General features: G+C 75.3%; 11 protein-coding genes. 5 read left to right on the top strand and 6 right to left on the bottom strand.

Features of this window, described 5'->3' with window-relative positions; genetic code table 11:
* Nucleotides 1–104: 104 nt before the first annotated feature.
* The 5 genes from hpf to mtrA all read right to left on the bottom strand — a co-directional run bounded on the left by hpf (nt 105) and on the right by mtrA (nt 5,972).
* Nucleotides 105–737, bottom strand: coding sequence for a ribosome hibernation-promoting factor, HPF/YfiA family (hpf, locus tag ACGFIG_RS06360; RefSeq protein WP_392999838.1), 633 nt, complete (start codon nt 735–737; stop codon nt 105–107).
* A 248-nt stretch (nt 738–985) separates the two neighbouring features.
* Nucleotides 986–1,648 carry a ComF family protein gene (locus ACGFIG_RS06365; protein ID WP_393001331.1) on the bottom strand — a complete coding sequence of 221 codons (663 nt, stop codon included), beginning with the start codon at nt 1,646–1,648 and terminating at the stop codon, nt 986–988.
* 47 nt (nt 1,649–1,695) lie between these two features.
* Nucleotides 1,696–3,489, bottom strand: coding sequence for an LpqB family beta-propeller domain-containing protein (locus tag ACGFIG_RS06370; RefSeq protein ID WP_392999840.1), 1,794 nt, complete (start codon nt 3,487–3,489; stop codon nt 1,696–1,698).
* Nucleotides 3,486–5,270: an MtrAB system histidine kinase MtrB gene (gene mtrB, locus ACGFIG_RS06375; protein ID WP_392999842.1), complete on the bottom strand. Its 1,785-nt coding sequence runs from the start codon at nt 5,268–5,270 to the stop codon at nt 3,486–3,488. Before mtrB ends, ACGFIG_RS06370 begins: the two co-directional genes overlap by 4 nt.
* Nucleotides 5,271–5,282: 12 nt before the next feature.
* Nucleotides 5,283–5,972: an MtrAB system response regulator MtrA gene (mtrA, locus tag ACGFIG_RS06380; protein WP_089001893.1), complete on the bottom strand. Its 690-nt coding sequence runs from the start codon at nt 5,970–5,972 to the stop codon at nt 5,283–5,285.
* A 199-nt stretch (nt 5,973–6,171) separates the two neighbouring features.
* Between mtrA and ACGFIG_RS06385 the strand changes: the two genes are divergently transcribed.
* The 5 genes from ACGFIG_RS06385 to ACGFIG_RS06405 are packed head-to-tail and all read left to right on the top strand — an operon-like array spanning nt 6,172 to nt 11,429.
* Entirely contained in the window at nt 6,172–7,014 is an 843-nt protein-coding gene (locus tag ACGFIG_RS06385; RefSeq protein WP_392999844.1) for a hypothetical protein, read from the top strand.
* Nucleotides 7,011–7,577, top strand: coding sequence for a DUF4129 domain-containing protein (locus ACGFIG_RS06390; protein ID WP_392999846.1), 567 nt, complete (start codon nt 7,011–7,013; stop codon nt 7,575–7,577). Before ACGFIG_RS06385 ends, ACGFIG_RS06390 begins: the two co-directional genes overlap by 4 nt.
* Nucleotides 7,574–9,133, top strand: a complete 1,560-nt coding sequence (locus ACGFIG_RS06395) for a DUF4350 domain-containing protein (RefSeq protein ID WP_392999848.1) — start codon at nt 7,574–7,576, stop codon at nt 9,131–9,133. The genes ACGFIG_RS06390 and ACGFIG_RS06395 overlap by 4 nt, the downstream gene beginning before the upstream one ends.
* Nucleotides 9,124–10,122, top strand: coding sequence for an AAA family ATPase (locus tag ACGFIG_RS06400; protein ID WP_393001333.1), 999 nt, complete (start codon nt 9,124–9,126; stop codon nt 10,120–10,122). The genes ACGFIG_RS06395 and ACGFIG_RS06400 overlap by 10 nt, the downstream gene beginning before the upstream one ends.
* Nucleotides 10,119–11,429, top strand: a complete 1,311-nt coding sequence (locus ACGFIG_RS06405; RefSeq protein WP_392999850.1) for a DUF58 domain-containing protein — start codon at nt 10,119–10,121, stop codon at nt 11,427–11,429. The genes ACGFIG_RS06400 and ACGFIG_RS06405 overlap by 4 nt, the downstream gene beginning before the upstream one ends.
* A 72-nt stretch (nt 11,430–11,501) precedes the next feature.
* On the opposite strand, the gene ACGFIG_RS06410 is transcribed toward ACGFIG_RS06405, so the two are convergent.
* On the bottom strand, nt 11,502–12,452 hold the full coding sequence (locus ACGFIG_RS06410) for a stage II sporulation protein M (protein ID WP_393001335.1): 951 nt from the start codon (nt 12,450–12,452) through the stop codon (nt 11,502–11,504).
* Nucleotides 12,453–12,489 lie beyond the last annotated feature (37 nt).

Raw genomic sequence — 12,489 nt, forward strand, 5'->3', positions numbered from 1 at the left:
GGCTGCGGCACGGGAGGCGCACCCGGCGTCGGTGTCGCCGGCCGCCCGGAGGCCGGCCCGGGGCCGTGGTGGTGGCGGCCCGGGCCGCCACCACCACGCCGGAGTCAGACGGCGAGGGAGATGATTCCGTAGTCGTAGGCGTGCCGCCGGTAGACGACGCTCGGGCGGCCGGACTCCTTGTCCTGGAACAGGTAGAAGTCGTGGCCGACGAGTTCCATCTGGAACAGGGCGTCGTCGACGGTCATCGGCTCGGCGGGGTGCACCTTCTCCCGCGCGATGTGCCAGGGCTGGTCGTGCTCCTCCTCCTCGACCCGTTCGGCGACGGCGGTGGCGGTGCCGGAGCCGTCGGGGGCGGCGCCCAGCGGCGTGTCGAGGCCGGCGACCGGCAGGCCCGCGGTGGCGGCGGCGACGGAGAGCGGCGCGTGCCGGCCCCGGTGGACGCGACGGCGGTCGGCCGCCCGACGCAGCCGGGTGTCCAGCTTCGCGATGGCCGCGTCGAGCGCGCTGTAGAAGTCGTTCGTGCAGGCCTCCGCCCGGATCACCGGGCCACGGGAAACGCAGGTGATTTCGACGCGCTGGCAGTGGTCCGCCTGGCGCGGATTGCGCTCGTGAAAAAGCTCTACATCGACACGAATAAGTTTGTGGTCGTAGCGTTCGATCTTCGCGAGTTTCTCCGCCACGTGCACCCGGTAATGATCCGGCACTTCGACGTTACGGCCCTTGACCACGATGTCCATGTGACCTCCCTAGTTCGGACGGTCGTGCGTTCCGGCATCCGGTCGCGCGCCCCGGGGGAGGCCCCACTCGGCGTCGACCGGTCAGTGCGGCTACGCCTCCTTTCACCGCCGGGGGCGGGTGGGAAGAACTCCTACCCCCGACACGAAAACGCTAACTCTTGTTCGCTCGGCAGTCACCCCCGGTCGCGGAGGAGGCTCGAGATTTTTCACACCTCATACACCAACGGGTGAAACGGAAACACGATCGGTTACGAACGGTGCCGTTTCTCGGTCGCGGCGAGCACCGCGGCGACCGTGGGTGACAGCCCGCTCGCGGTCAGCGCCCGCCCCACCGCGGCGAGGGTGGCCCCCGTGGTCAGGATGTCGTCGAGCACCACCACCGCGGTCCCGTCGGGCCCCGACGGGACCCGCTGGCGGACCCGGAACGCGGATTCGGCCGCCGCCGCCCGACCGGCGCTGTCCAGCGTCACCGAGTCCGGACGGGGCAGGGCCCGCAGGGGGTGCCGCACCCGCACCGGCCAGCCGGCCCGGCGCAGCCGGTCCGCGCAGTGCCGGGTCAGCCGGCCCAGGTGGTCGCCGTAGCGGGCGCGGGCCGCCGCCGCGGTGTCCGGCACCGGCACCAACGTCACCGGGCGGGCCTCGCCCACCGCCGCCGCCACGACCTCGGCGAGCAGCGCACCCAGCGGCCGGGCCAGCCCGTGCCGCCCATGGTCCTTGTACGCCAGCAGCGCCTCCCGCAGCGGGCCGGCGTACGGGCCGAGGGCGGCGCAGGGCGGCAGGTCGGGCGGGGCGGGAGTGGGGCGTACGGCCCTGGGGCGCAGCGCGCCGAGAGCCGCCACGCACTCCGGGCAGACGCCGTGGCGCAGCCCCGGCCGGCGTTCCCGGCAGCCGGCGCAGTCCACGGGCAGCACGAGGTCGGTGAGGTCCGCCCAGAGCCCGCCGAGATCCCGCACGCGGATCAGTAGAGGAAGAAGGGGGCGGTCGGGTTGCCCTCGCGTGCCCCGGTCGACGGCGGCGCGACCTCCTGCACCTGCTCGGGCTGGATGCGCTCGAACGGGCCACTGCGGTACGCGACCCCGTTCGCCTCGTACATGGCGGCGCCGAGACGCCCCACGCTCGCCGGGTACGCGGCGAGGTGCGTCACCCGGGCGCCGATCTTGTCCTCCAGCCGGCTCTCCCGGGCGCCGTCCACGCTGACCTCGTAGACCGCCGAGCGGCCGACCGCGCCTGCGAGGAGCAGGGTGTTCTCGCCGTACCAGTCGACGGCCGACAGGCTGGTCAGCCGGGTGTGCAGCCGACGGGCCGGGCCGAGGGTGGCCCCCGCGCCGTCGGGGCTGAGGGCGGCCACGTAGAGCGCACCACCGGCGATGACGGCGATCCGGTACCCGTCCAGCGAGGCCGCCACGGCGGTCACCGGGCCGGGTACGCCCAGCGACAGGGCGGTGAGCTGCGCCTGGGCGTCGAAGCGGTAGAGGCTGCCGTCGGCGACCACCAGCCCGGCCGGCTGCCCCCGGTACGTCGAGCGCAGCCAGACCGGCCGGCTCATGGCCGCGTAGCCCTTGGCGCCGCGGGTGAGTACGGACACCGGACCGGTGCCGGTGCCGACGGAGAGCCACTGCCGGTCGGCGTCGGTGACCACCAGCGCCGCCAGGATCTGGTTGTCGGCGCGGCTGAGCCCGGCGGAGACGACGTTCCGGTTCACCCTGGCGTCCACGGGCACCGGGCCGCTCGGCTCTCCCGGGTAGGCCAACGGGTGGACGGCGCCCTCGTAGACGCAGAATCGCTGAGGGTTCTCCGTGAGCTGGTACACCGGCCGCTCCATGCGGCGCCGCTCCAGGTCGGGGATGAACTCCTGGGACTGGTTACGGACCTTGATGTCGAGCGGCCCGTCGAGGTCCGACAGCGACCAGGCGAGCTGCGTGCCGAGCTGCTCCAGCCGGGCCTTGTCCTCCGGCATCTCCAGGTCGACCTCCCAGCGGCCGTCCGTCCGGGTGGCGTTGTTGATCAGACGGGTGCCGTCCGGCAACCTGCTCACGGCGGTGCCGAGCCACGCCGAGGGGCCGGCGGTCAGCCACTTGACCACCTCGCTCACCCGCCGCTCGTCGGGCACGGCGAGCGGCAGGTAGCGCTGGTCGGGGACCAGCCGGGTGCGGTCGTTGTTCCAGAAGTAGATCGTCCGGCTCTGGTAGTACGTCTCCAGCGCCTCCACGCTGAGCAGCAGCGCGGTCGGCGGGTTCGCCACGTACAGCCCGCCGTCCGTCAGGCCCTCCGGCCCGGGCTGGCTGCGCAGTTCGAACGTGTACGCCGTGGTGCTCGTCTCCGGCGGGGCCAGCGTGCCGTCCGTACGCAGCTGCCCGACCTGCTGCACCTTGAGGGTGACCTCGGTCCGGTCCGGGGCGTAGACGATGGCCGGCTCCTCGGTGAGCCGGACGACGGTCAGCGCCACCGCGCTGCCCTGCTTCACCTGGAGGCGGTCCCGGTCGGTCGACACGATGAACTGCCGGACCCGCTCGTAGGCCCGGTCCGGCTCGCCGGCCGCAGCGGAGAGGAAGTTCTCGACGAACTGTTCGGCGTCGCTGCCGCTCGCGCTCCGGCTCGGGGGCTCGCCCCGGCTGCCGCTGGTCGAGCCGCCCTCCCCCGCCGGCCCCGGCCCCTTCACCCGGACCTCGGTGTTCTCCGGGATGCCGCAACCGGCCGCGCCGCCCAGCAGCAGCACGCCGCCGAGCAGTCCGGCGAGCAGCCGGCGCATCACGACCCCACCTCCGCGTGCCCGCTGCCCGGACGCCCCGGGCCGACGGTCAGCGCGTCGTCGGCGCCCGGGCCGATCGCGAGCGCGCCCCCCGTGCCGGGGCTGATGGCCAGCAGCCCGCCCGAGCGCGGCCCACCGAAGGGCAGCGCGGCGTCGGCCGGGACCAACCGCAGCGGCGAGGTGGTCAGCCGGTCGCCGGCCCGCGACGGCAGGGTGAGCCGGAACTGGGCGCCCTGCCCCGGCGCGCCCCATGCCTCCAGCCAGCCGCCGTGCAGCCGGGCGTCCTCCAGGCTGATCGACAGGCCCAGCCCGGTGCCGCCGGTCTGCCGGGCCCGGGACGGGTCGGCCCGCCAGAAGCGGTTGAACACCAGCTTCTCCTCGCCCGGCTTGAGCCCCACCCCGTGGTCGCGGACGGTGATCGCCACCGCCGTGTCGTCCGCCCCGAGCGTGATCCGCACCGGCTTCGCCTCGCCGTGCTCGACGGCGTTGCCGACCAGGTTGCGCAGCACCCGTTCCACCCGCCGGGGGTCCACCTCGGCGATCACCGGGGTGGCGGGGACGTCCAGCTCGATGGCCACGCCGACGCGCTCGGCGAGGCCCGCCAGCCGGTCGGCCACCCGGTGCACGACCGGCACCAGGTCGGTGGGCTCGGAGTCCAGCATGGCGAAGCCGGCGTCGAACCGGCTGATCTCCAGCAGGTCGGTCAGCAACTCCTCGAACCGGTCCAGCTCGGCCTGGAGCAGCTCGGCGCTGCGCGCCACCGCCGGGTCGAACTCGTCGCGCTCCGCGAAGATCAGATCGGCGGCCATCCGGACCGTGGTCAGCGGGGTGCGCAGCTCGTGCGAGACGTCGGAGGTGAAGCGGCGTTGCAGCCGGGACATCTCCTCCAGCCGCAGGATCTGCCGTTGCAGGTTGGTCGCCATCTGGTTGAACGACGCCGCGAGCAGGGCGAGGTCGTCCTCGCCGTTGACCACCATCCGCTGGTCGAGCAGGCCGGCGGAGAGCCGCTGGGCCGTACGGGCGGCCACCCGCACCGGGGTCACCACCAGCCGGGTGACCAGGCCCGCGAGCAGGGCGAGCAGGAGCACCAGGGCCGCCCCGGTGGCGATCACGGTGTCCCGGGCGTCGGCGGCCGTGGCGTCCTGCCGGGCCAGCGGCACGAGGTAGTAGAGCTCCACCTGACCGAACTTCGTGGGCACCGGCGAGCCGTAGACCAGGTATTTCGTGCGCTCCTCGCCCAGCCGGCCGGTGCGGATCTGGCTGGCGACCTTGCCCCCGGCGACCGTCTCGCGCAGCTCGGGACTGATCAGCGGACGGACGTTGACCGCGGGCGACGAGCGGGGCTGGATGGCGTCGGTGTGGTTGTCGGCGGCGATCGCCACGATCACGCCGGTGGTCTGCTGGGGGTCACCGCCGGCCAGGTAGTTGACCGTGCCCTCGATCGTGTCCTGGAGCTGTGCCTCCTGCGGCTGGTTGTAGAGGCCGAACTGCCTGCGCGCGTACTCCGCGCCGTTGCCCAGCCGCAGCCGCACGTCGGTCTCGACGTTCTCCACCAGGATGCCGGTGATCTTGTCGGCGATCAGGTAGGCGAAACCGCCCACCAGCAGGCTGGACACGACCAGTGTGATGGTCACCACCCGCAGCTGGAGCGACCGCCGCCAGGCCTGGCGCAGCCCGGAGAGCAGGCGCGCGGCCCGGCCGCTCGTCGCACGCCACAGCTCCCGCGCGGCGGCACGCCGGCGCGGGACTGCCGTCGGGAGGTCCGGAATCGGGGAGGTGGCCACAGTGTGACCAGGCTATCCGGTGCCCGCCTTGTAGCCCACGCCCCGCACGGTGAGGATGATTTCCGGCCGCTCGGGATCCGGCTCGATCTTGGCCCGCAGCCGCTGCACGTGCACGTTGACCAGCCGCGTGTCGGCCGCGTGCCGGTAGCCCCAGACCTGCTCCAGCAGCACCTCGCGGGTGAAGACCTGACGCGGCTTGCGGGCGAGCGCGACCAGCAGGTCGAACTCCAGCGGCGTCAGCTTCACCTCCTCGCCGTTGCGGCTGACGGTGTGCGCCGGCACGTCGATGGTGATCTGGTTGCCGGGCGGCCCGATGGTCAGCATCTCCGGGGCGACGTCCTCGCCCCGGCGCAGCCGCGCCCGCATCCGGGCGACCAGCTCCTTGGGCTTGAACGGCTTGACCACGTAGTCGTCGGCCCCGGACTCCAGGCCGAGGACCACGTCGACGGTGTCGCTCTTGGCGGTCAGCATGACGATCGGCACGCCCGACTCGGCCCGGATCGACCGGGCCACGTCGATCCCGCTCATGCCGGGGAGCATGAGGTCGAGCAGGACGATGTCGGGGCGGTTCTCGCGGAACGCGGCCAGCGCCCGCTCCCCGTCCGCGACGAAGGAGGGCAGGAAGCCCTCACTGCGCAGGACGATGCCGAGCATCTCGGCGAGCGCGGGGTCGTCGTCGACCACCAGTACCCGGGCTCTCATGGGGTTAATGTTTCCATCCCCTTCAGTTCGTGGGATCCGCGTCACCCGGCACGCTACTGCCGCAGGACGTCGCCGCACCAGCAACCGGTGCCCGGCGTCGCCGCCCCCACGTGCGGGTCCACCCGATGGGAGCGGGCGTGTCACCATGATCCCCGCGTGCGCCGTCACGCGCCACCGCCGTCCGTCTACAGGAGTACGCGTGCCCGACGCCGGCCCGATCGCTGTGCTCCCGCGCCGCCCCCTCACGGTCGGCGAGCTGCTGGACTCCGCGGTGCTGCTGCTGCGCGGGCAGGCCCGGGTGCTGCTGCCGGTCGCCCTCGTACTGGCCGTGGGCGAGCAACTCCTGTTGTACCCGCTGCGGCTCGCCGCCGGCGCGGGGCCACCCGCCTGGCTTCCGGAGTTCGGGCGGTTCGGCGTGTACTGGCTGCTGCTGGCGGTGGGCGCCGCGACCGAGGCGGTGATCGTCCTGCTGCTCGGCAACCCGGCCGCCCGCGCCGCCGGGGCCGCCCTGTTCGGCCGTACGGTCGGCCCCCGGGAGCTGCTCCGCCCCGCCGGCGCGCGCTGGGGCGCCACGGCGCTGCTCGCCGCCCTGGTCGGCGTGGTGATGTGCGCGCTCGCGCTGTTCGGGCCGGCGTGGATCATCGGCTTCGCCCTGCTCGGCGCCGTGGCACCGGCGCTGGTCGTCGACCGGGTGCACCCGCTGCGTGCCCCGCTGCGCTCCGCCGCCCTGGCCGTACGGGGTGCCGGCCGGGCCGGCTGGATCCGGCTGCTCGGCTACCTGGTCTGGTGGATCGTCCGCCTGGGCCTCGGCATCGGCGTCTACCTCGGGCTGGACTCGTTGGACCTGGTCGACCGGGCCTGGGCCGGGTGGCTGTCGCTGGCCGTGTGGGCGGGCGTGAACAGCGTCGCCTACCCGGCCCTGGCCTGCCTGGACGCGGTGCTGCACCTGGAGACCCGGATGCGTACCGAGGGACTGGACATCCGGCTCTCCCGGGCCCGGGCCGGCACGCCCGAGGCCGTCCTGCTGGCGGCCGGGCGATGAGCTTCAGCCGGTGGTGGACCGAGACCACGGCGGCGCTTGGCGACCGGGTGCCGCTGCCCCTGGTCGCGCTGCTGCTGGTGCTCGCCGCGGTGCTGGTCGCGGTCGGCTGGTACACGTTTCCGGCCTGGGTCCCCCGACGGCTGCCCCGGCTGCGCCCGCGCCGCCGCAAGCGCCCGCCACCGGAAACCCCGCAGCCGGTCGTCCCCGCTCCCCGCGAGCCGGAGCTGCCGGCCGCCACGTACGTCTCCCTCGCGGACCGGTACGCCGCCGAGGGCCGGTACGCCGAGGCCGTCCGGGAGCGGCTGCGCGCGATGGTCCGGGAGCTGGCCGCCCGCCACGTGGTGCAGCCGCAGCCAGGCCTGACCGTCGTCGAGCTGGTGCGGACCGCGACGGACGCCCGGCCGCAGGTCGGCCCGCCGCTGGACGCCGCCGGGGCGATCTTCTCCGAGCTCTGGTACGGCGGGCGCCGCGCCTCCGCCGAGCACGACCACCGGATGCGGGAGCACGCCGCCGAGCTGGACCGCGTGCTGACCGGCCGACCCGAGGACGGGCCACGACCATGAGCGCACCGACCACCGCCGCCCCACCGGCCGCACGGCCCGACGCGGGCCCCCGGCGCCGACGCCGCCACCGGGTGCTGATCCCGCTGGGCCTGGCCGCGTTGCTGCTGACCACCACCCTGCTCACCCACGCGGCCGACCAGCCCGACCCCGGCGACCCGGGGTTCCTCTCCCCCGTCGCGACCGGGGACGACGGTGGCAGCCGCCTCGCCGACGCGCTGCGCGAGCGGGGCGTCACCGTACAGCGGGAGACGGACACGCTGCGGGCGCTGCTGGCCGTGCGCGACGGGGCGGCCACGCTCTTCGTGCCCGCGCCGGCCCTGCTGCATCCGGACACGGTGGGCGCGTTGGACTCGCTGCCCTCGGCCACCCGGCTGGTGCTGGTCGACCCGTCGCGACGGGTGCTGGAGTCGATCCGGATGCCGGTGCAGCCGACCGGCCGCCGGTGGGCCGCGCAGGCGGTGGGGCCGGACGCGCGGGGCCTGCCCTGCCCGTTGCCCGAGCTGCGCCAGCTCGGGCGGGCGGCGGTCGGGCTGCAACGCTACGCGGTCGCCCCGGGCGGGTCGGCGCCCGTGCAGTTCTGCTTCGCCGACGGGCTCGCCCTGCTGTCCCGGATCCCGGAGAGCATGGTGGTGGTGGGGGCCAGCGATCCGTTCCGCAACGACCGGATCGACGAGTGGGACAACCGGGCCTTCGCCACCGCGCTGCTCGGCGGGACCGGTCGGGTGGTGTGGCTCGACCTGGACGGCCCCGCACCCCCGCCGGTCTTCGGCGACGGCAGCACCGGCAGCCCCGCCTGGTCGCCGACGCCGGGCGGCTCCACCGGATACGGCGGACCGGGCAGCGGCACCGGGACCGGCAGGGGCGACGGCACCGGAGACGGCCGCCCGGGTGCGGAGACCGGCGGGGACAGCGACGACGGCGAGAGCCCCGACGACCCACGGGCCGACCGGCCCGACCCGCCGAACCCGCTCTGGTCCGCCTTCCCCGGTTGGCTGTGGGCGCTGCTGGCCCAGCTCGCCGTGGCCGCCCTGTTGGCCGCGCTCTGGCGGGCCCGCCGGCTCGGCCCGCCGGCCCCGGAGCCGCTGCCGGTGACGGTCCGCTCGGCGGAGACGGTGCTGGGTCGGGCCCGGCTCTACGAGAAGGCCGGGGCCCGGGACGCCGCCGCGCGGACGCTGCGCGCCGCCGCCCTCGACCGCTTGACGCCCCGGCTGCACCTGCCGCCGACCGCGCCGCCGACCGACGTGGCCGCCGCGGTCGCCGCCCGCACCGGCGACGACCCCCGGTGGACCGACGAGGTGCTGCACGGCGCCGAGCCCGGGAACGACCAGGAACTACTCGACCTGGCCCGCGCGCTGGACCGGCTGACCCGCGTCGTCGCCCCGCCCGCCGCCGACGGGCCGCCCCCGGCCACCGACAGCCCGCCCCCGGCCACCGAGGCCCCGCCGCCGGCCGCCGTGCCGCCCCACGCGGGGCCACCGCCGGCCGCCGCACCGCCCGACGTGGGGCCGCCGCCCGACGCACCGCACCCGTACCGAGCCGAAGGAGAATCCCGGTGACCCGACCCGCCGGTACCGCCGAGCCGCCGACCATCGACCCCGTCGACCCCCGCGCCGCCCTGCACCGGCTGCGCGCCGAGGTCGCCAAGGCGGTCGTCGGGCAGGACGCGGTCGTCACCGGTCTGGTGATCGCCCTGCTCTGCCGCGGGCACGTGCTGCTGGAGGGCGTGCCGGGCGTGGCCAAGACCCTGCTGATCCGTACGGTGGCCACCGCCCTCGACCTGGGATCCAAGCGGGTGCAGTTCACCCCCGACCTGATGCCGGGCGACGTCACGGGCTCGCTGATCTTCGACCCGCACACCGCCGCCTTCACGTTCCGCGAAGGGCCGGTCTTCACCAACCTGCTGCTCGCCGACGAGATCAACCGGACGCCGCCGAAGACCCAGTCGGCGCTGCTGGAGGTGATGGAGGAGCGGCAGGTCTCGGTCGAGGGCGAGCGGCGACCGCTGCCCGACCCGTTCATCGTCGCCGCCACCCAGAACCCGATCGAGTACGAGGGCACCTATCCGCTGCCGGAGGCGCAGCTCGACCGGTTCCTGCTCAAGCTCACCGTGCCGCTGCCCAGTCGGGAGGAGGAGCTGGGCGTGCTCCGGGCGCACCACGCCGGCTTCGACCCGCGCGACCTGACCGCAGCCGGCGTACGGCCGGTGGCCAGCGCGGCCGACCTGGCGGCGGCCCGGGCGGCGGTCGGCCGGGTGCACGTGGCCGAGCCGCTCCTCGGCTACATCGTCGACCTCTGCCGGGCCACCCGGAACACCCCCGCGCTGGAGCTGGGCGCCTCGCCCCGGGGCGCCACCGCACTGCTCAACACGGCCAAGGCGTGGGCCTGGCTGGCCGGCCGCGACCACGTCGTACCGGACGACGTGAAGGCGGTCGCCCGGCCGACCCTGCGCCACCGGCTGCGGCTGCGCCCCGAGGTGGAGCTGGAGGGCGTCGGCGTGGAGGCGGTGCTGGACACGGTGCTCGCCACCGTGCCGACGCCGCGATGACCTGGCGGGCGGCGCTCCTGCTGGCGGTCGGCGCGCTGACCCTGCCGGCCTGGCCGGCGCCGTTCGCCGGGCTGCTGGTGATGACCGGGGCGGTGCTGCTGCTGGTGCTGCTCGACCGGGCGCTGGCCGCGCCGCCGGGCGCGCTCACCGCCGCCCGGCAGGGGGACCGCGTGGTCCGGCTCGGCGGCACCGCCACCGTCGCGCTGCTGCTGCACAACCCCTCCGGCCGTACGCTGCGGGCCAGGGTCCGCGACGCCTGGGTGCCGTCCGCCGGCGCCCGCCCCGACGTGCCCCCGTCGCGGCTGGTACGCGTCGAGCCGGGCGCCACCGTGGCGCTGCCCAGCCGGCTGACCCCGCTGCGGCGGGGCGACCGGCCGGCGGTGGCCCTGACGGTGCGCTCGTTCGGGCCGCTGGGGCTGGGGTTCCGGCAGCGCTCCGGCCGGCCCGCCACCCCACCGTGGACGGTACGGGTGCTGCCCCGCTTCGACTCCCGCCGGCACCTGCCGGAGAAGCTGTCCCGGCTGCGGGTCATCGACGGCACCCAGGTCAGTCGCGGCCGGGGCCAGGGCACCGAGTTCGACACCCTCCGCGAGTACGTGGTCGGCGACGACGTGCGCTCGATCGACTGGCGGGCCAGCGCGCGCCGGGCCGACGTGCTGGTGCGTACGTGGCGGCCGGAGCGGGACCGCCGGCTGCTGTGCGTGCTGGACACCGGGCGTACCTCCGCGGTGCGGATCGGCGACGAGCCCCGGCTGGACACCGCCATCGACGCCGCGCTGCTGCTCACCGCCCTCGCCGCCCGCGCGGGCGACCGGGTCGACGTGCTCGCCGCCGACACGGCGGTCCGGGCCACGGTCACCGGCACCGGCGGGTCGGCCCTGCTCCCCCGCGTGGTGCACGCCCTCGCCCCGCTCCAGCCGAGGCTGGCGGAGACGGACTTCGACCTGATCGCCGGCGAGCTGCTGCGCCGGCAGCGCCAGCGCAGCCTGGTGGTGCTCTTCACCGCGCTGGAGGCGGGCGCCCTCGGCGAGGGACTGCTGCCGGTGCTGCCCCGGCTGGCCGCCCGGCACCGGGTGGTGATCGCGGCGACGCACGATCCGGTGCTGACCGCCCTCACCACCGCCGTTCCGCAGCGTCCCGGGGACGCCTACGCCGCCGCGGCCGCCTGGCGGGCCCTAGCCGAACGCGACCGCGTCCGCACCGCCCTGGCGAGGCACGGCGTCACGGTGGTCGACGCCCCGGCGGGCCGCCTGGCCCCCACCCTGGCCGACACCTACCTCCGCCTGAAGGCCCTGGCCCAACTCTGACCCGCCCCCAACTCCCCGTGATCATGCAGTTGTTGCCCGTCCGCCCGGCGTGTCATGGCAACAACTTCATGATCAACGCGGGTCTGCGCGGGTTGCTCGGCGGCCCAGGAGCAGCACGTACGCCAGGAAGGCGAGCCAGACGGCGGCGCCCACGGCGACGCGGAGCGCGATCGGCACGGGCGCGGGGGTCACGAACGCCTCGATGACGGCGGAGACCGCGAAGAGTCCCACCAGCCCGACGGCGACCAGGACGCCCTCGCGGCCCGCCCGGGCCACCGCCTGCCCCCGGGTCAACTGCGTCGGCGGGGCGATCCAGGCCCACCCGATGCGCAGGCCCACCCCGGCGGCCACGAAGACCCCGGTGAGCTCCAGCAGCCCGTGCGGGGTGATCAGGCCGAAGAAGACGTCGGCGCGGCCGTAGGCGACCATCACCCCGCCGACCACGCCGATGTTGAGGGCGTTCTGCCAGAGCAGGTAGAGCACCGGGACGATCAGCACCCCGGCGGCGAGACACTGGGCGGCGAGCCAGGCGTTGTGCGTCCACAGGTGGAAGGCGAACGTCGGCGCGGCGAACTCGGTGTAGTAGCCGGCGAAGCCGGACTCGACCAGGTCGGCGGCCGCCGCCTCGCCGATGAAGGCCGCCGCCGTCTGCGGGTTGCCGGCCACGTACCAGATCAGGAAGAGGCTGAGCAGGGTGAACCCCGTCGCCACCCCGCACCACCAGGGCCAAGCACGGTAGACCGCGGCGGGGAAGCCGGCCACGAGGAACCTTCCGACCGCCGCCCACGACGGGCGCGGGCGGCCGGTGAGTCGGGCCCGGGCGCGCAGCACCACCTGGGAGAGCTGGCTGACCAGCGCCGGGTCGGGTGAGCGGCTGCGCAGCACCGACAGCTGGGTGGTCGCCCGCTGGTAGAGGGCGACCAACTCGTCGACCTCGGCGGCGTCGAGCCGGGCGCGTCCGGAGAGCTGCTCCAGCCGTCGCCACTGCCCGCTGTGTTCCGCGACGTACGCGTCGAGATCCACCGTCACCCCCGTCCGGGGATCATAGTGTTCACTGTCG

Origin of the sequence: Micromonospora sp. NPDC049048 (assembly GCF_043197615.1) — a bacterium.
GTDB lineage: Bacteria > Actinomycetota > Actinomycetes > Mycobacteriales > Micromonosporaceae > Micromonospora.

Bases quoted from the DNA above. Each gene is read 5' to 3' on its own strand.
- ACGFIG_RS06390 (WP_392999846.1), top strand. From the start codon at position 7,011: ATGAGCTTCAGCCGGTGGTGGACCGAGACCACGGCGGCGCTTGGCGAC.
- ACGFIG_RS06395 (WP_392999848.1), top strand. From the start codon at position 7,574: ATGAGCGCACCGACCACCGCCGCCCCACCGGCCGCACGGCCCGACGCG.
- mtrA (WP_089001893.1), bottom strand. From the start codon at position 5,972: ATGAGAGCCCGGGTACTGGTGGTCGACGACGACCCCGCGCTCGCCGAG.
- ACGFIG_RS06405 (WP_392999850.1), top strand. From the start codon at position 10,119: ATGACCTGGCGGGCGGCGCTCCTGCTGGCGGTCGGCGCGCTGACCCTG.
- hpf (WP_392999838.1), bottom strand. From the start codon at position 737: ATGGACATCGTGGTCAAGGGCCGTAACGTCGAAGTGCCGGATCATTAC.